18 protein-coding genes are annotated in these 15,597 nt (G+C 36.5%); 12 read left to right on the forward strand and 6 right to left on the reverse strand.

Annotation, left to right across the window (positions count from 1 at the left end; genetic code table 11):
• Window positions 1-150 precede the first annotated feature (150 nt).
• Together ACXACQ_RS00160 and ACXACQ_RS00165 are read left to right on the forward strand one after the other, a co-directional pair.
• Window positions 151-735, forward strand: a complete 585-nt coding sequence (locus ACXACQ_RS00160) for an acyl carrier protein phosphodiesterase (protein WP_474973888.1) — start codon at window positions 151-153, stop codon at window positions 733-735.
• 75 nt (window positions 736-810) lie between these two features.
• On the forward strand, window positions 811-1,179 hold the full coding sequence (locus ACXACQ_RS00165; RefSeq protein ID WP_474973889.1) for a hypothetical protein: 369 nt from the start codon (window positions 811-813) through the stop codon (window positions 1,177-1,179).
• 41 nt (window positions 1,180-1,220) lie between these two features.
• Here the strand turns inward: ACXACQ_RS00165 and thiL are convergent, their stop codons facing one another.
• Window positions 1,221-2,264, reverse strand: a complete 1,044-nt coding sequence (gene thiL / locus ACXACQ_RS00170; RefSeq protein ID WP_474973890.1) for a thiamine-phosphate kinase — start codon at window positions 2,262-2,264, stop codon at window positions 1,221-1,223.
• A 395-nt stretch (window positions 2,265-2,659) separates the two neighbouring features.
• Window positions 2,660-3,067 (reverse strand): methylmalonyl-CoA epimerase, encoded by a 408-nt coding sequence (gene mce / locus ACXACQ_RS00175; protein WP_474973891.1) that lies wholly within the window; start codon window positions 3,065-3,067, stop codon window positions 2,660-2,662.
• Between the two features lie 121 nt (window positions 3,068-3,188).
• Between mce and ACXACQ_RS00180 the strand changes: the two genes are divergently transcribed.
• Together ACXACQ_RS00180 and ACXACQ_RS00185 are read left to right on the forward strand one after the other, a co-directional pair.
• Window positions 3,189-3,596: a hypothetical protein gene (locus ACXACQ_RS00180; protein ID WP_474973892.1), complete on the forward strand. Its 408-nt coding sequence runs from the start codon at window positions 3,189-3,191 to the stop codon at window positions 3,594-3,596.
• A gap of 10 nt (window positions 3,597-3,606) precedes the next feature.
• The gene (locus ACXACQ_RS00185; RefSeq protein ID WP_474973893.1) at window positions 3,607-3,933 is read left to right on the forward strand and encodes a HesB/IscA family protein; all 327 of its coding nucleotides are present in this window, start codon (window positions 3,607-3,609) and stop codon (window positions 3,931-3,933) included.
• Between the two features lie 54 nt (window positions 3,934-3,987).
• Here ACXACQ_RS00185 and ACXACQ_RS00190 read toward each other — a convergent pair whose 3' ends face one another.
• Window positions 3,988-4,401, reverse strand: a complete 414-nt coding sequence (locus ACXACQ_RS00190; protein ID WP_474973894.1) for a RidA family protein — start codon at window positions 4,399-4,401, stop codon at window positions 3,988-3,990.
• A gap of 52 nt (window positions 4,402-4,453) precedes the next feature.
• Here ACXACQ_RS00190 and ACXACQ_RS00195 point away from each other — a divergent pair, with 52 nt between their 5' ends.
• On the forward strand, window positions 4,454-4,651 hold the full coding sequence (locus ACXACQ_RS00195) for a hypothetical protein (protein ID WP_474973895.1): 198 nt from the start codon (window positions 4,454-4,456) through the stop codon (window positions 4,649-4,651).
• A 100-nt stretch (window positions 4,652-4,751) separates the two neighbouring features.
• On the opposite strand, the gene ACXACQ_RS00200 is transcribed toward ACXACQ_RS00195, so the two are convergent.
• The gene (locus ACXACQ_RS00200) at window positions 4,752-6,041 is read right to left on the reverse strand and encodes an aminopeptidase P N-terminal domain-containing protein (RefSeq protein WP_474973896.1); all 1,290 of its coding nucleotides are present in this window, start codon (window positions 6,039-6,041) and stop codon (window positions 4,752-4,754) included.
• A gap of 41 nt (window positions 6,042-6,082) precedes the next feature.
• On the opposite strand from ACXACQ_RS00200, the gene ACXACQ_RS00205 reads away from it, so the two are divergent.
• Window positions 6,083-7,546 (forward strand): S8 family serine peptidase, encoded by a 1,464-nt coding sequence (locus tag ACXACQ_RS00205; RefSeq protein WP_474973897.1) that lies wholly within the window; start codon window positions 6,083-6,085, stop codon window positions 7,544-7,546.
• 36 nt (window positions 7,547-7,582) lie between these two features.
• On the opposite strand, the gene ACXACQ_RS00210 is transcribed toward ACXACQ_RS00205, so the two are convergent.
• Window positions 7,583-9,457 carry an ABC-F family ATP-binding cassette domain-containing protein gene (locus ACXACQ_RS00210; RefSeq protein WP_474973898.1) on the reverse strand — a complete coding sequence of 625 codons (1,875 nt, stop codon included), beginning with the start codon at window positions 9,455-9,457 and terminating at the stop codon, window positions 7,583-7,585.
• A 49-nt stretch (window positions 9,458-9,506) separates the two neighbouring features.
• A complete protein-coding gene (locus ACXACQ_RS00215; protein WP_474973899.1) occupies window positions 9,507-10,382 on the reverse strand; it encodes a zinc dependent phospholipase C family protein in 876 nt (291 codons plus the stop codon).
• 238 nt (window positions 10,383-10,620) lie between these two features.
• On the opposite strand from ACXACQ_RS00215, the gene rpsT reads away from it, so the two are divergent.
• The 6 genes from rpsT (at window position 10,621) to ACXACQ_RS00245 (ending at window position 15,503) form a co-directional block, all read left to right on the forward strand.
• Window positions 10,621-10,872: a 30S ribosomal protein S20 gene (gene rpsT, locus ACXACQ_RS00220; RefSeq protein WP_474973900.1), complete on the forward strand. Its 252-nt coding sequence runs from the start codon at window positions 10,621-10,623 to the stop codon at window positions 10,870-10,872.
• A gap of 106 nt (window positions 10,873-10,978) precedes the next feature.
• The gene (radC, locus tag ACXACQ_RS00225) at window positions 10,979-11,674 is read left to right on the forward strand and encodes a RadC family protein (protein ID WP_474973901.1); all 696 of its coding nucleotides are present in this window, start codon (window positions 10,979-10,981) and stop codon (window positions 11,672-11,674) included.
• 3 nt (window positions 11,675-11,677) lie between these two features.
• Entirely contained in the window at window positions 11,678-12,313 is a 636-nt protein-coding gene (locus tag ACXACQ_RS00230) for a DUF1684 domain-containing protein (protein WP_474973902.1), read from the forward strand.
• An 86-nt stretch (window positions 12,314-12,399) separates the two neighbouring features.
• Entirely contained in the window at window positions 12,400-14,817 is a 2,418-nt protein-coding gene (gene pheT, locus ACXACQ_RS00235) for a phenylalanine--tRNA ligase subunit beta (RefSeq protein WP_474973903.1), read from the forward strand.
• A gap of 93 nt (window positions 14,818-14,910) precedes the next feature.
• Window positions 14,911-15,207, forward strand: coding sequence for a hypothetical protein (locus ACXACQ_RS00240; RefSeq protein ID WP_474973904.1), 297 nt, complete (start codon window positions 14,911-14,913; stop codon window positions 15,205-15,207).
• Window positions 15,208-15,218: 11 nt separating this feature from the next.
• Window positions 15,219-15,503, forward strand: a complete 285-nt coding sequence (locus tag ACXACQ_RS00245; RefSeq protein ID WP_474973905.1) for a cell division protein ZapA — start codon at window positions 15,219-15,221, stop codon at window positions 15,501-15,503.
• The last annotated feature ends 94 nt before the right edge of the window (window positions 15,504-15,597 follow it).

Below are 15,597 nucleotides of genomic sequence, written 5' to 3' on the forward strand. Positions count from 1 at the left end.
TTTATCTATTTATACTTCTTCAGACCTCAATTATTTAGAATAATGTATTACAGCTTTTTTTCTCTAAGCTATTACTGATTAAAAATTAAAGCCAAACTCACTTTACATTCATTAATTAATGATGTTACTTTAATAGCCTAACCCCTTCATATGAATTTTTTAGCACATGCATATCTATCAGGCAATAATGAAAAAATCCTTATCGGAAATTTCATTGGAGACTTTGTAAAAGGACGTCAGTACGAGTCTTTTGAAGAAGAAATAAAACAAGGAATACTGCTGCACCGGCAAATAGATGAATTTACCGACAAGCACCCAATAGTGCTACAAAGCAAAAAGAGACTCTGGGACAATTACAGGCATTACTCGGGAGTAATAATAGATTTATACTATGATCACTTTCTGGCCAACCAATGGAGCCTATATCATCATCAACCCTTGATAGATTATACAGAGTGGGTATACAACGTTTTAAAGCAACACTTTGAAGTTTTACCTCACGGAGCTCAGTATGTATTACCCCATATGCAAAAAGAAAATTGGCTTAAGCGCTATGAAAACATTGAAGGAATAGGCATGTCCCTAACCGGCCTATCAAAAAGAGCCAAGTTTAACTCAAAAATGGAACAAGCCACCAAAGACTTAAAACTCCATTACAGTGAATTCGAACATGAGTTCAAAACATTTTTCCCTGACATTGAAGAGTTTATACAAAATAAAATAAAAGAGGATTAAAACTAATTAGACTATAAAAGGCCAGAGAAAAAAAAGTTTGTAGCTTTGCCCTAAATCATAAACATAGATTTATAAATGGTAAATGATCCTGAACTAAACGGTAAATATCTCGGCCAAATATCTGAAGACTTTGTGGTTGTAGCCGACACGTTGAAGGAAGCTTCATACCAAATCAGAAAAAGAGGTTTTTCTGAATATCCTATTTTCCCCATTTCAAAGGTAGAATTACCAATAGGACAACTTTTAATAGGGAAAACAGAATTAGCTGTTAACTGGAACTACAATGCTTCCTTTTTGGATGAGTTTATCCAAAGAGAAATAGTAGCCGAAGACAGCAAAGATCAATTCAAAGAAAACTACAAAGACCCAGACGAGTTTTGCTGTTTATTTGTGGTGGACGATGAATTTACAAATTTCGTCTTTATACCCTACCCAATAGATTAATAACTAGAAAGCCGGTACTTTATACTACCGGCTTTTTTTATTTAAGATTCTTCTTTATTGAAATGATTCCAGCCCTGAGCCTGAAGAGGCACCTCACGACCTCCTTTGGTCACTAATAAATTACCTTTCTCAAATTCTTGTACGTAGCCTATAAAATGAATGTCAGCATGCTTTCTTAATTTCTCCATATCCTCTTGACTTACCGTAAAGAGTAACTCATAATCTTCACCTCCATTTAAAACGGCCGTAGTGGCATCAATACTTAATTCATAGCCAGTATCAAGAGTCTCTTTAAAGATAGGAAGCTTGTCTTCATACACCTTCATCCCCACATTTGACTGCTTGCTGATATGAAAAAGTTCAGAAGCTAGCCCATCTGACACATCAATCATTGATGAAGGCACCACTCCAAGGTCAGCCAGCTCATGCACTACATCCATTCTGGCTTCTGGCTTCAATTGCCTCTGCACTATGTATTCATATTTATCAAGCTTAGGTTGCATATTAGGATCAGCCAAAAACACTTGCTTTTCTCTTTCTAAAACCTGCAGCCCCATATAAGCTCCCCCTAAATCACCTGTAGCACAAATTACATCTCCTGCCTTTGCACCACTTCGCTTTACCACCTTATCTTTAGCCACAGTACCAATAGCAGTTATAGAAATGACCAACCCACTAGCAGATGAAGTAGTATCTCCTCCTATCAAATCAACCTTAAAGCTGTCACAAGCTGCTTTTATCCCTCTATAAAGTTCGTCCACAGCTTCCACAGAAAACCTATTACTTAACCCTAAGCTCACGGTTATTTGCTTGGGCACAGCATTCATTGCCGCAATATCTGAAACATTAACAGCCACTGCTTTATACCCCAAATGCATCAAAGGCATATAAGATAGATCAAAATGAATTCCCTCATTGAGCATATCTGTAGACACAACACTATAGAATTCGCCACTATCTATAAGGGCGGCATCATCCCCAATACCCAGATGAGTTTCTTTATTCTGAATTGTAAATTGCTCTTTAATATGATCTATTAACCCAAACTCGCCCAGGTTACCGATAGGCGTTCTTTCTTCGCTCATTTCTAAATATTATATTTTTAAATTTGACCTGACATACAATTAGTTACTATTTTTGCGGCATATTCAACCGAAATCCCTGACATACAGCAGTAACTCAACGTAATATTTCGCCATTAATCTTACAAAGGTACGTCTATATCTTAAATAGCGAATATTCTAGGTTACAAATATGATTAGGAGGTGTATTTAGCAATAACTATTAACCGACATTATGAGTTGCTGGATGAAAGGGAACAAAAACACCATTAAAATGAAATCGTTAAACAAATTTTACTTATTACTGGCCGCCTTAATGATATTGGTGAGCGCTTGTGGCCCCAAACCTCAATATAAAACCTCAAAGGGAAAAAAGAAATTAAAGCATTACAATGCCATACAGTTTGGCCAATAGATAACTACTCAGGTATTATCTCTTGACATAACTCTACCAACACACCATTAGAACTTTTAGGGTGCAGAAAACATACAAGTTTATTATCTGCACCTTTTTTTGGCTCTTCATTGAGCAAAATAAATCCTTCATCAGCCAAACGCTTCATTTCTGAGTAAATATCAGAGACCTCGTAGGCAATATGGTGTATGCCTTCCCCTTTTTTTGCTATAAACTTTGCTATAGCGCTATTTTCATCCGTAGCTTCCAATAATTCTATCTTAGTTTCACCTACCTGAAAAAATGAAGTATTAACATGTTCACTAGCCACACTCTCAAGCTTATATGCTGGCTTGTTAAACAACTTAGTAAAAAGCTCATTAGACTTTTCAATATCTTTCACTGCAATACCGATATGCTCAACTTTAATCATAAATTATCGTTTAGAAAATGATGAACTATTACCGAAGTTTACGAATAGATGGAAACTTTTTGAATTTTGGTAAAGTTTTATTTTAAATTTACTTAAAAGAGTCAGAAATACTACCATGATGATGGAAACTTCCAGTGATGTACATGTAGAGGTAGCTCGTATACAGAAAGAAATAAAAAGTCACTTAGGACTTCGCAGCAATGCATTGATGTTTGAATACAGTACCATAGAAGGCAAAGTTAAACTTGACCTTATTACTATTAACCCAAGGCACCATCAATCATTTTTATTTCATACCGTAAAGGGGTTTGACAAGGTAGATAGTCTTAACAAAATGCTTGAATATGTTCAGCATTACAAAGAAAAGGAAAGCTCGTACACCATTCAATGGATCGCCAATGGCGAAAAAGAGCTAAATACTTCTTATTTTAGAGCTAGTGGCATCTATGATGCACTAGATAAACTTTACTACGGAAGAGATTCTAATACTATAACGGTTTTTAGTGTGGTTTTAAATCCTGTAGCTTAAATTTGCAATTATGATTAACGTAACGGATAAAGCAAAAGATAAAATTATATCGCTTAGAACAGAAGAAGGCAAAACGGACAATCACAATATCCGTGTTTTAGTGCAAGGAGGCGGATGTTCTGGGCTTATGTATGATTTAAAATTTGACTCAGATGTACAATCATCTGACGAAATTTTTGAAGATAAAGGCATTAAAATATTAGTAGACAAAAAGAGTTTACTTTATTTATTGGGCACTACATTAGATTTCTCTGATGGCCTTAACGGCAAGGGCTTCCAATTCATCAACCCGAATGCTACCCGCACTTGCGGTTGTGGTGAGAGCTTCGCTGTATAACGAAATATTACAACAAAATATATAAAGCTGCTTCTTAAGAGCAGCTTTTTTCATTTAAAGTGTAGCTATACACTTTAATTCTATGGCTATTGGCGTAGGCAATGCATTTACTTCTACTGTAGTTCTACAAGGCTGATTATCTTTAAAATATTCTGCATACATTTTATTATAGGCCTTAAAATCATCCTTCATATTAGTTAAGAATACCGTAACATCTACCAACTTACTCCAATCAGATCCGGAAGCCTCTAATATTAGGCGTACATTTTCAAATACAGACCTGCACTGCTCTTCAATATTATAGCTAATAATTTCACCTGCCTCATCTACTTCTACCCCAGGTATTTCTTTTTGGCCTCGTTTTCTAGGCCCCACACCAGAAAGAAAAAGTAAATCACCTACTTTTCTTGCATGCGGATATAACCCTACTGGCTCAGGTGCTTGATCAGAATTTAGCATTTCACTCATTGTATGGCATTTAAATTGAATTTGCTATAGTAAATCTATAAAGCAAAAAAATATGTTCGTAAGTATACTCACAGTAATCTACAGTACCATAGCCTTTTTTATCTTATTCAGATATATTAAGAAAAAGGCCTTAAAAATTAAGGAATCGAGAAATGTGGCTGCAAAAAACTATAGAGCCACCATGGAAAAAGAAAAAATGTGGGCGGCTGATAGCGATAAAAGCCAAAGCTCTACTGAGTTAGCAGCATAAAATAAATGTAGCAAGTAAATCAGCAAAAATGAGGAAACAGCACCACAACACACATTCCTGACAGCTCTACCTATTACATAAAGTTGTCAGGAATTTAATTTTATGCATTCATTAAATCCTCTATCTCTTCCGCTTCTATGGGAATATTCCTCATTAGATCAAATGTGCCGTTTTCAGTAATAACGATATTATTCTCTAGCCGCACGCCAATACTCTCCTCCCTGATATAAATGCCTGGCTCTACGGTTAGCACCATTCCTACTTCAAAAGGTTCATTAGTATTTCCAACATCATGCACATCTAAGCCCAAATGATGAGAGGTTCCATGCATGAAATATTTTCTATACGCAGGCTGGTGCTTTGGAGCATTTTTAACACCTGTTTTATCTAATAAGCCCAAGCCTATTAATTCACTCTCCATAATTTTCCCCACCTCACTATGATAATCTCTCATTAATGTACCGGGAGTAAGCATTTTAATAGCCTCTTTTTTCACCTTCAGTACTGCATTATAAACCGCCTTTTGCCTTGGTGTAAATTTCCCTGACACCGGAATAGTGCGAGACATATCTGCATTATAATTTCCATATTCAGCACCAATATCCATCAAAAGAATATCTCCCGCATTACATACCTGATCATTCTCTACATAATGCAATACGCAAGAGTTAGCCCCAGAAGCCACAATAGGAGAATAACCAAACCCTCTCGATCCACTTTTTATAAATTCATGAATAAACTCAGCCTCTATTTCATACTCTTTCACCCCTGGCTTAACATATTTCAAAACCCTCCTAAACCCACGCTCCGTTATGTCGCAGGCGTGCTGCATGGCATCAATTTCTTCTTTTGATTTCACCACCCTTAGCCGATGCATTAAAGGTGCTATTCTTTCATATATATGCAATGGGTACTTACTCATACACCAATTAGCAAACCGCTTATCCCTAGTCTCTATTTCCAGGTTAGCACCTCCATGCTCATTAGAATTCAGGTGCACCACATCAATTTTCGGCATTATTCTGTTGAGAGTAGATTCAAATTCAGAAAGCCAATACACGGTATCTATACCTGACAAATTTCTAGCTTCCTCTTTAGTCAGCTTATTACCTTCCCAGATGGCAATACTTTCGCTGGTTTCCTTCACAAACAACACCTCTTTAAACTGCTCATCTTTACTATCAGGATACATCAGCAATATAGTTTCTTCCTGATCGACTCCTGATAAATAAAACAAATCGTTATTTTGCCGAAAAGGCATAGTCCCATCAGCATTAGTAGGCATAATATCATTGGCATTGAAAATCACCATTGAATTAGGTTTCATCTGAGCGGCTAGTTTGGCTCTGTTTTGCTGATAAAATGATTTATGTATGGGTTGGTATCTCATGACTAACAATTTAAATAAGTGTAGCTGCTCTTAAAATTAATATGACCAGAATCTCTCTAATCATAATTCTAAGTTTCATCACTACCATTTCGGTAGCTCAACAAAAATACTGGATATACTTCGAAGACAAAACGGGTACAAAAACAACTGAAAGTTGTTATGACAAACCTATTAAAAAGGAAAACATTGAACTTCTATCTCAGCTCAACATTACCCCTATTTGCACGTCTAATTGGTTAAATGCTGTGAGTTGCCTATTAACCGAGCATCAAATCAATTCACTACGTACTTTTACTTGTGTGGCAAGCATATCAAAAGTTAACACTTCTATTAAAACACTTTCAACTAGTTCAGGCTTTGACGACACCCTTTTGGCGCTGAATCAGATTCATGCAGACACACTAAAACAACTTTCACTAACAGGCAAAGGAATAAAAGTAGGCATTATAGATGGCGGTTTTCTTGGGGCAGATCATGAAAATTCGCTTCAAAAAATCATTAATGACAGTAGTTGGGTAGCCTATAAAAACTACATTAACCCTGATGTAGATAATCCTTTTATAGGCAATGCTAGGTTTAACGATGATCATGGCACTAAAGTATGGAAGAAAATAGCAGGCCAGAATATAGACAAAAACATATACTATGGAGCTGCTGTAGATGCTTCTTTCTATTTGGCCCGTACTGACCAAGGCGACAAAGAATACCATGGCGAAGAAGATTACTGGATTGAAGCATTAGAATGGATGTACACAAATGGCGTACAGATCGTTAACTCATCTTTAGGCTACTCCATTGGCTTTGACAAAAAGGAAGATAACTATACCCCTGATGACGTTACAGGGAAAAGTGCTATTAGCACTGCTGCAACTATCGCCACTAAAGAAAAGGGAATGATTATAGTAATTGCTGCTGGCAATGATGGCAATAATCAATTTGGCGTAGTATCACTACCAGGAGATGCTGAAGGCGCCATTACCGTTGGAGCTACTGGTTATAACAAATGGAGGAGGCAATATTACAGTTCTGTGGGAACATCAACGCTACCATACATCAAACCGGACATCGCTTGCTATTCTGCTACAGGCACGTCATTTTCCGCTCCAGTAATTACAGGCGTGTTAGCGGCCATTAAAAGTGGATACCCTAAAATGGAGAATAAAAAAATCATTGAAGCCCTATATAAGTCGTGTCATTTATACCAATACAAAAACACCTTTTTGGGTTATGGTGTACCTGATGTACGAAAAACTATACAAATATTAGAGAACAAAACACCGCCTTCTCAAAAACAACAAATTATTAAATCAAAAGAAGACAAAATAGAAGTAACAATAAGCGAAAGCAAAAATGTGGTTATATACTATAAAGACACCAAAAGTCATGTAGTATATGAAAAAACACCTCCTGTCAAAAACAATAATGTTAGCATTAAAAGAGCAAAAGGGATCAACTATACTACAATAGCTACACCCAATGAATTAATAGAAGTAGTATGGAAATAAAAAGCCTTACCAACATGGGTAAGGCTCTTGATATCATTAGGACAACTCTGATAGCTCAAGCCATCTCATTTCCTTTTCATCAATCTGATCATTAATCTTTTCCAAGTCAGCCCCCCACTCCGTCAATTTCATATGGTCCTGCTCACCTGAGTTCAACATATTCTGAAGTTCTTGCTTCTTCTTGTTGAGACTCTCCAACTCTTGCTCCAAAGATTCGAACTCGCGCTTTTCTTTGTAAGACATTTTACGAGCTTGCTCAGTCTTTTGCTTTTCTGCCTTTGGCTTTTCATCCTCCTTTACCTCTTCTTTTTGAGCCTCCTTAGCTTTAGCATATTCTCTATAAACTGTATAGTTGCCAGGAAAATCTTGTATTTCAGTGGTTTGATCAAAAATAAATAAATGGTCTACCAACCTATCCATGAAATACCTGTCGTGAGAAACTATTATCAAACTCCCCGCAAAAGACGATAGGAAATCCTCCAAGGTCCTCAATGTGATTAAGTCCAAATCATTGGTAGGCTCATCAAGAATTAAGAAATTAGGATTCTCAACCAATACACACAACAACTGCAACCTTCGTTTTTCACCACCACTAAGTTTATCTACATAGTCGTATTGTGCTGCCGGACTAAAATTAAATTGAGTTAAAAATCTCGATGCAGTCACCGTGCTACCATCAGAAAGTGTTATCACTTCTGCTATTTCCTGCACCACATCAATCACCTTCATGCCAGGTCTAAAATCTGGTTCCTTTTGCTTATAATATCCTATAGCTGTAGTAGCTCCCTTCACCACTTCACCAGCATCTGGCTGTAAGGCCCCCGTAAGCACATTTAAAAACGTAGATTTACCCGTACCATTTTTACCTACAATACCTGCTCTCTCTCCCTTCTTGAAAATGTAGCTAAAATCTTCAAACAGTTTTTTGGGTCCAAAAGACTTTTCAATGCCTTCAATCTCTATAATCTTTCCTCCTTGCCTTCTTCCCTTCACATCTAATTCTAGCTTCTGCTTTTCTAAATTTTGATGTGCCTTTTTCTTTATATCTTCAAATGCATCAATTCTATATTTAGCCTTAGTACCTCTGGCTTTTGGCTGTCTGCGCATCCACTCCAACTCCTTACCATATAGGTTTTTTGCCTTTTCTTTTTCTGAAAGCTGGTTTTGCTCACGCTCTGCCTTTTTCTCTAGAAAATAAGAGTAGTTACCAGAGTATTTATAAATCTGATTCTGATCTAATTCAATAATTTCATTGGTAACACTTTCTAAGAAGTACCTATCGTGCGTAACCATGATGATGGCCATTTGGCTCTGAGAAAGGTATTCTTCAAGCCATTCTATCGCCTCTAAATCCAAGTGGTTGGTAGGCTCATCTAAAATCACTAAGTCAGGCTTTTCTAATAACGTTTTAGCTAAACCCACACGTTTTTTCTGTCCTCCAGACAACTGACCTACCTTAAGTTGCTGATCTTTCATCCCCAACTTACCAAGAATTTCTTTTACCTGATTTTCATAATTCCAGCCATCAAGCTCATCCATTCTTGTGATAATAGACGTCAATTTATCTGTAGCACTAATGTCTGTAGCACTTTTTGCCAACCAATACTCATATTCTTTCACCAGCTTAGGCAGCTGATCATCGCTTTGTAAAACAGCATCTATCACTGACAGGTCAGGATCGAAATCAGGCTGCTGATCCAGAAAGGTAACCTTCACATCATTAGCCACCACTACCTCACCTTCATCAGGCGCATCTATTCCTGCTAATATCTTTAATAAGGTAGATTTTCCGCTTCCGTTAACTCCTACCAATGCTACCTTTTGACCTTGCTCTATTCCAAATGAGATATTATTAAATAATACCCGAGCACCAAATGATTTAGATATTTTGTCTACCGATAAATAATTCATAAAGCAAAACTACATCAATTTGACATGCATATTCTACATAGCACTAACTTTACTTTATTCCTTCATCTTCCCTGCTATTATATTGTCCACTTCTCCATTGCTGCAACTGAAGTTCATGTTCAGCTATTTCCTCTTCACTATATTTAAAATCGATTAATTCATCTAAATTAGGCTGCCCCGCGTCTACCCAGCATGTATACCAAAAGTCTCCCACCATCTTCACAGCCCTTAGCATTTGGCGCTCAACCATATGATCTAGCGCAACATGAAACTTCTCAGAAAATTCCTTTGAATAGGTTTTAATCAACACACTCCCTCTGTTTTCATAAGCATATTTCTTATCTGACCCCAGCTCTTCAGAAACATCAATTTCATATTGAAAAACAGAATCCAATGCTTCATGTGCATATATTACACCTCTCCAAATCTCCAATTGAGGATTTTCGAGATAAGAGGCCTTCCCTACAAAAAAGTTATAGTCCGAAATAAATAACTCGGGCAATCTCGACTCCCACAACCCATGTATGCCTCTTTGCCCTGTGAGCTGACCATTATAATTTTCAGTAGTATGTAAAGGCACATTGGCATCTGCGATATAGTGTCCCAAATCTGCAGATAGCCTTAATATAGCATCTGCATCTTTCACTTGCATGGCTTTAGTGAGCCGATATTTCATTTTCATTACATGCCAAGGCACTATACCATATGCCTGCAACGTATCTTCAGAATATTTTTCCACCGCCTGCTTCCAATATCTAGGCAAAGTATAAACTGCACTATCTCCATACACATCCACATCTATATAATGTCTAGGCGCCTCTTCTTTAACTGCGTACCTACGCCTATCCGGGTTTACCGCGTTTTCGGTTATATATTGAATATTGTGTTTATAAAAGCCTATCATTTCTATAGGAAGAGTAAACACAGCTAGTCGGTTTATTCTTTGATGCGCAAAAAATCCCCAGACAGGAATAACAAAACTGCTCAAAAGAATTATGAGTAGTAAGAACAAAATACTATATTTGCGCGTGCATTGAATCATACTTAGCATAAGTTAAGCATATTTAAGTAAAAATTATTCCTTAGATACTTTTTGTAAATAAAAGAATTAGCATTACCTTTGCACACTCAAAATTAACAGCGAAGTCGAATAAATATCAGATATGGCAAATCATAAGTCAGCATTAAAAAGAATTAGATCTAACAATGCTAAAAAATTAAGAAATAAGTATCAGCACAAAACAACCAGAACATTCGTTAAAAGGTTGAAAGGTACTAGTGATAAGTCAGAGGCGCAGGATTTATTGAAAAAAGTAATTTCAATGATCGACAAACTTGCTAAGAAAAATATTATACATAAAAATAAAGCGTCTAACCAAAAATCTAAATTAACTAGATTGGTGAATGGCCTATAAAATATTTTAAGCTGAATTTGAAGCCTTACCTCACAGTAAGGCTTTTTTTATTTCTAGTATTCAATAGAATTTTTATTATATTCATTATCACACAATAAGGTAATGAATGGACCCATCAGAACACTTAAACATCAAAAGCTGGGCTGAAGAAGATCGGCCGAGAGAAAAGCTACTACTCAAAGGCAAAGCCTCTCTTTCTGAAGCGGAGCTTATAGGCATACTCATAGGGTCAGGCACTAAATCAATGTCTGCCGTTGATCTGGCCAAACACATTCTACACCATTCCGAAAATAATCTTAATCATTTAGCTCGCCTCAGCGTAAAAGATCTCACCAAATTTAAAGGTATAGGTGAAGCCAAAGCCATTACCATAGTAAGTGCCTTGGAGCTCGGAAGGAGACGAAAAGACTTTGAATCTCCTACAAAACGAAGAATCACTTGCTCAGAAGATGCCTACGAGGCTATATCTCCTCATTTACTAGACAATAGACATGAAGAATTTTGGTGTTTACTACTCAACCGAAGTAACGTTATCATCAAAAAACAGCAGATAAGCAGTGGAGGTGTTTCTGGTACTATTGCAGACCCTAAAATTATTTTCAAGGCTGCACTCATCGAATTGGCCAGTGGTATAATACTCATCCACAACCACCCGTCTGGCAACCTTAGTCCAAGTCAGCCAGACATACAATTAACAAAAAAACTAAAAGAAGCAGGCCGATTGTTGGAAATCCCCGTACTGGATCATATCATTTTCACTGACAATGGCTATTTTAGCTTCGCAGATGAAAATATGCTTTAACAAATGAACAGAAACAAGATAATCATAGCCGGAGTAATCATCATTTTAATCGCCATAGTTGCATATGCATTAGAAGGCGAGTCTCCCGAGGCTTACAAAGAAAGAATATTAAAAAAACGCGAAGAACAGGAGAGCTTCATGAGAAACTCAGAAGAATCACCGTTTGTAGAACACCAACTACCATTCGATAGCCTCAACTTCTTCCCTCCTGATAAAAAGTATAAAATCAATGCTAGATTAGAGCCTATTGAATTTCCTGAAGTTAGAAGTTTAAGCACTAGTGATGGGTATACAGAAGATTATCTTGAATATGGCTATGCCACCTTTACTATAGACAAAAAGGATCAGAAATTATTAATACTCGAAAACACCAAAGATGAAATACTATTTCTAGCCTTTGGTGACGAAACTAGCGCTAATGAAACCTATGGTGCTGGCCGATACCTAGAAGTAAAACATAACAGTGGCAATACTATACTTTTAGACTTCAACTTGGCCTACAATCCTTATTGTGCCTACACTGATGGTTATAGCTGCCCTTTACCTCCGGCCGAAAATTTACTTACCATAGCCATTAAAGCTGGAGAAAAAAACTATCACAGTGATAAAAAAGAAGACTCTAAAGAGGAGAAAAATTAAATTAGCACGTTTATTCAATACGGAAACACTATAAATGTGTAATTTTGCCGACTTAAAATTTTAGCACTTAAACTGCAATTTGAAGCATGAAAATATCTTTAAACTGGCTTAAAGATTATATAGATTTAGATCAGTCAACTGAAAAAATAAGCACTTCACTTACCGATACGGGATTAGAAATAGAAACTGTTGAAGCTTTTGAGCAAGTAAAAGGAGGCCTTAAAGGCATGGTTATAGGAGAAGTTCTTACTTGTGAACGCCACCCTAATGCTGATAAGCTTAATATCACTACTGTAGATATTGGGGGCGATACTCCAAGCAACATAGTTTGTGGTGCTCCTAACGTGGCTAAAGGTCAAAAAGTAATAGTAGCCACTGTTGGCGCTACTTTATACCCCGAAGGGCACGATCCTTTTCAAATAAAGAAGGCAAAAATCAGAGGAGAAGCGTCTGAAGGTATGATCTGTGCTGAAGACGAAATAGGTCTAGGTAAAGGACATGACGGCATTATGGTGCTAGACACTACTCTACCCAACGGAACTCCTGCGGCTGAATATTTCAACCTTGCTGATGACCAAATCTTTGAAATTGGTTTAACACCAAACAGAGCAGATGCAGCATCACATATTGGTGTAGCCAGAGACTTAAAAGCTGCATTCAAGTCAGAAATAAAGTGGCCTGATGTTGATGCGTTCAACGTTGAAAATCACACATTACCTATTGAAGTAATTGTAGAAAATACTGAAGCTTGCCCTAGATATACCGCTGTAAGCATCACTAATGTAAAAGTAGGTGAATCACCAGAATGGCTAAAGCTTAGACTTGCCTCTATTGGCTTAGATAGCATTAACAATATAGTAGACATTACCAACTATGTGCTGCATGAAGTAGGACAGCCGCTCCATGCTTTTGATGCGGACAAAATCAAAGGCAATAAAGTAATTGTTAAAACATTAGCTGAAGGCACCACTTTCACTACGCTAGATGAAAAAGAAAGAAAACTTCGTAGCAATGATTTGATGATTTGTAATGGAGAAAGTGAAGGCATGTGCATTGCTGGTGTGTTTGGAGGATTACACTCTGGAGTAACAGAAGAAACTACTAATGTATTCTTAGAAAGCGCTTACTTCTCTCCTGATTACATCAGAAAAACAGCTCAGCATCATCAGTTAAAAACTGATGCATCTTTCAGGTTTGAAAGAGGTACAGACCCTAACATCACGCTTTATGCATTAAAAAGAGCTGCTTTACTCATAAAAGAAATAGCAGGCGGTGAAATCAGTTCAGATATAATTGACCTTTACCCCACGCCTATTGAGGATTTTAAAATAGATGTTAAGTTCAAAAACATTCATCGATTGATCGGTAAAAATATCGATCACGACAGAATTGTTGAAATTCTTAACTTATTAGACATACAAGTAGCTGACCGAACTGAAGAAACATTTACAGCCATTGTTCCTCCATTTAGAGTAGATGTACAAAGAGAAGCTGATATTGTAGAAGAAGTTTTAAGAGTTTATGGTTTTAATAATGTAGAGCTTCCTGACCATGTAAGCAGCGATTTCTTAGCAAATTTTCCTGCTAAGGACAGAGATAAAACCAAAAAGACAGTTACAGAACTTTTAGTAAGCAACGGTTATTTTGAAATACTCACCAACTCGCTTACTAAACCAGAATATGCTGAAAAAGCTAAGCACTTAGAAGAAAAAGAAAGTGTAGTAATACTGAACAAGCTAAGTGAAGATCTAGGAGTAATGCGTCAAAGTTTATTATTTAATGGCCTAGAGGTAGCAGCATATAATATTAACAGAAGGCAAGATAACCTTAGACTATTTGAGTTTGGCAAAAGCTATTTCCATAAAGATGGTGCTTACGTAGAAAAGAACAGGCTTGCTATATATTTAACAGGTGATATAGAAGCCGAAAACTGGCTAAACAAAAGTAGAAATGTGACTTTTCACGATTTATACGCAACAGTACAATTGTTAGTATCAAGATTACTGGGTAACAACATTACAACTAGCGTTATTCATGAAGAGCCATATCAGTATGGAATTAACTTACTACTAGGCGAAAAAGTATTAGCGACCATCGGAAAAGTGAAGCCATCTACCACTAAGCTTGCAGGTGTAAAACAAGAAGTATTTTTTGCTGATCTTGATTGGGATTTACTTTTGAAAAAAGCAAATAATAGTATAGTTTACGAAGAGGTTTCTAAGTTTCCACAAGTGAAGCGAGACTTATCGTTAGTAATCGACAAAAAAGTGAGCTTCGAAGATATTAAGAAACTTGCTCTGGCAAAAAACAATAAGTTTGTAACAGCCATTAATGTATTTGATGTTTACGAAGGAGAAAGCATAGGCGAAGAGAAAAAAGCATATGCCATCAGCTTTACTTTAGAAGACAAGAAACAGACCTTAACTGATAAAGTAATAGATAAGACCATGAATAAACTTATTCAGGCCTTCGAACATCAGCTTAATGCAATAATTCGTAAATAGAAAAATAAAGAATAACAATTAATTTACATTTTAATTCTTTATTGTATTAATAATTGAAAGCTATACTGAGCATACTTAAGTAGAATACAAAAAATGAATAACGACCAGCTTAAAGCCAACCTCTTATCATTAGAAAGAAAAATCAGCTTATTACTTGGTGATTATAAATCTATTAAGCAAAAAGTGAAGCAGTTAGAGGATGAAAACAAGCAGTTGCGCCAGCAGGTTAAATCAAAGGATGATCAGATTAATAGCTTTCAAAATAAGATTAAAATTAGTAAGATTGTAAATAATATAGATACAGAAGAAGGTAACACTTCTGACTTAAAGAGGAAGATTGACGATTATATAAAGGAGATTGATAAGTGTATTGTACACTTAAGTAAATAATAACGCTCCATATGGACGAACTTTCAATAAAAATAAAAATTGCTGATCGCGAATACCCGATGAAGGTAAAAGCGGAGGACGAGGAGCGGGTAAGGCGCGCTGGCAAACAAATTAATGAAAGAATAAAAGCTTATAGAGAACAATTTGGTATAGATGATAAGCAAGACCTATTAGCCATGGTGGCATTTGACTGCCTTGTAGATAAAATGGAGTCTGAAGACAACCCGAGTGATATAGACGATAGCATTCTGGATAAAGTAAATCAGCTTAATCATCTTATTAACCAATCTCTCTAACATAAGATAGATACATCCCTCTAAAATCAGGTTTACCTTTAGCTGCATCTTGTATAAAGTTGAGTGTATACTCAGGAGCCAAAGGAATTTCTGC

The organism is Fulvivirga sp. AWR4_260, assembly GCF_056158185.1.

Coding starts and splice junctions, on each gene's coding strand:
- thiL (WP_474973890.1), bottom strand. CDS start 2,264: ATGAGCGAAGAAAGAACGCCTATCGGTAACCTGGGCGAGTTTGGGTTA.
- ACXACQ_RS00210 (WP_474973898.1), bottom strand. CDS start 9,457: ATGAATTATTTATCGGTAGACAAAATATCTAAATCATTTGGTGCTCGG.
- ACXACQ_RS00205 (WP_474973897.1), top strand. CDS start 6,083: ATGACCAGAATCTCTCTAATCATAATTCTAAGTTTCATCACTACCATT.
- pheT (WP_474973903.1), top strand. CDS start 12,400: ATGAAAATATCTTTAAACTGGCTTAAAGATTATATAGATTTAGATCAG.
- ACXACQ_RS00180 (WP_474973892.1), top strand. CDS start 3,189: ATGGAAACTTCCAGTGATGTACATGTAGAGGTAGCTCGTATACAGAAA.
- mce (WP_474973891.1), bottom strand. CDS start 3,067: ATGATTAAAGTTGAGCATATCGGTATTGCAGTGAAAGATATTGAAAAG.
- radC (WP_474973901.1), top strand. CDS start 10,979: ATGGACCCATCAGAACACTTAAACATCAAAAGCTGGGCTGAAGAAGAT.
- ACXACQ_RS00230 (WP_474973902.1), top strand. CDS start 11,678: ATGAACAGAAACAAGATAATCATAGCCGGAGTAATCATCATTTTAATC.
- ACXACQ_RS00245 (WP_474973905.1), top strand. CDS start 15,219: ATGGACGAACTTTCAATAAAAATAAAAATTGCTGATCGCGAATACCCG.
- rpsT (WP_474973900.1), top strand. CDS start 10,621: ATGGCAAATCATAAGTCAGCATTAAAAAGAATTAGATCTAACAATGCT.
- ACXACQ_RS00195 (WP_474973895.1), top strand. CDS start 4,454: ATGTTCGTAAGTATACTCACAGTAATCTACAGTACCATAGCCTTTTTT.
- ACXACQ_RS00200 (WP_474973896.1), bottom strand. CDS start 6,041: ATGAGATACCAACCCATACATAAATCATTTTATCAGCAAAACAGAGCC.
- ACXACQ_RS00165 (WP_474973889.1), top strand. CDS start 811: ATGGTAAATGATCCTGAACTAAACGGTAAATATCTCGGCCAAATATCT.
- ACXACQ_RS00185 (WP_474973893.1), top strand. CDS start 3,607: ATGATTAACGTAACGGATAAAGCAAAAGATAAAATTATATCGCTTAGA.
- ACXACQ_RS00190 (WP_474973894.1), bottom strand. CDS start 4,401: ATGAGTGAAATGCTAAATTCTGATCAAGCACCTGAGCCAGTAGGGTTA.
- ACXACQ_RS00240 (WP_474973904.1), top strand. CDS start 14,911: ATGAATAACGACCAGCTTAAAGCCAACCTCTTATCATTAGAAAGAAAA.
- ACXACQ_RS00160 (WP_474973888.1), top strand. CDS start 151: ATGAATTTTTTAGCACATGCATATCTATCAGGCAATAATGAAAAAATC.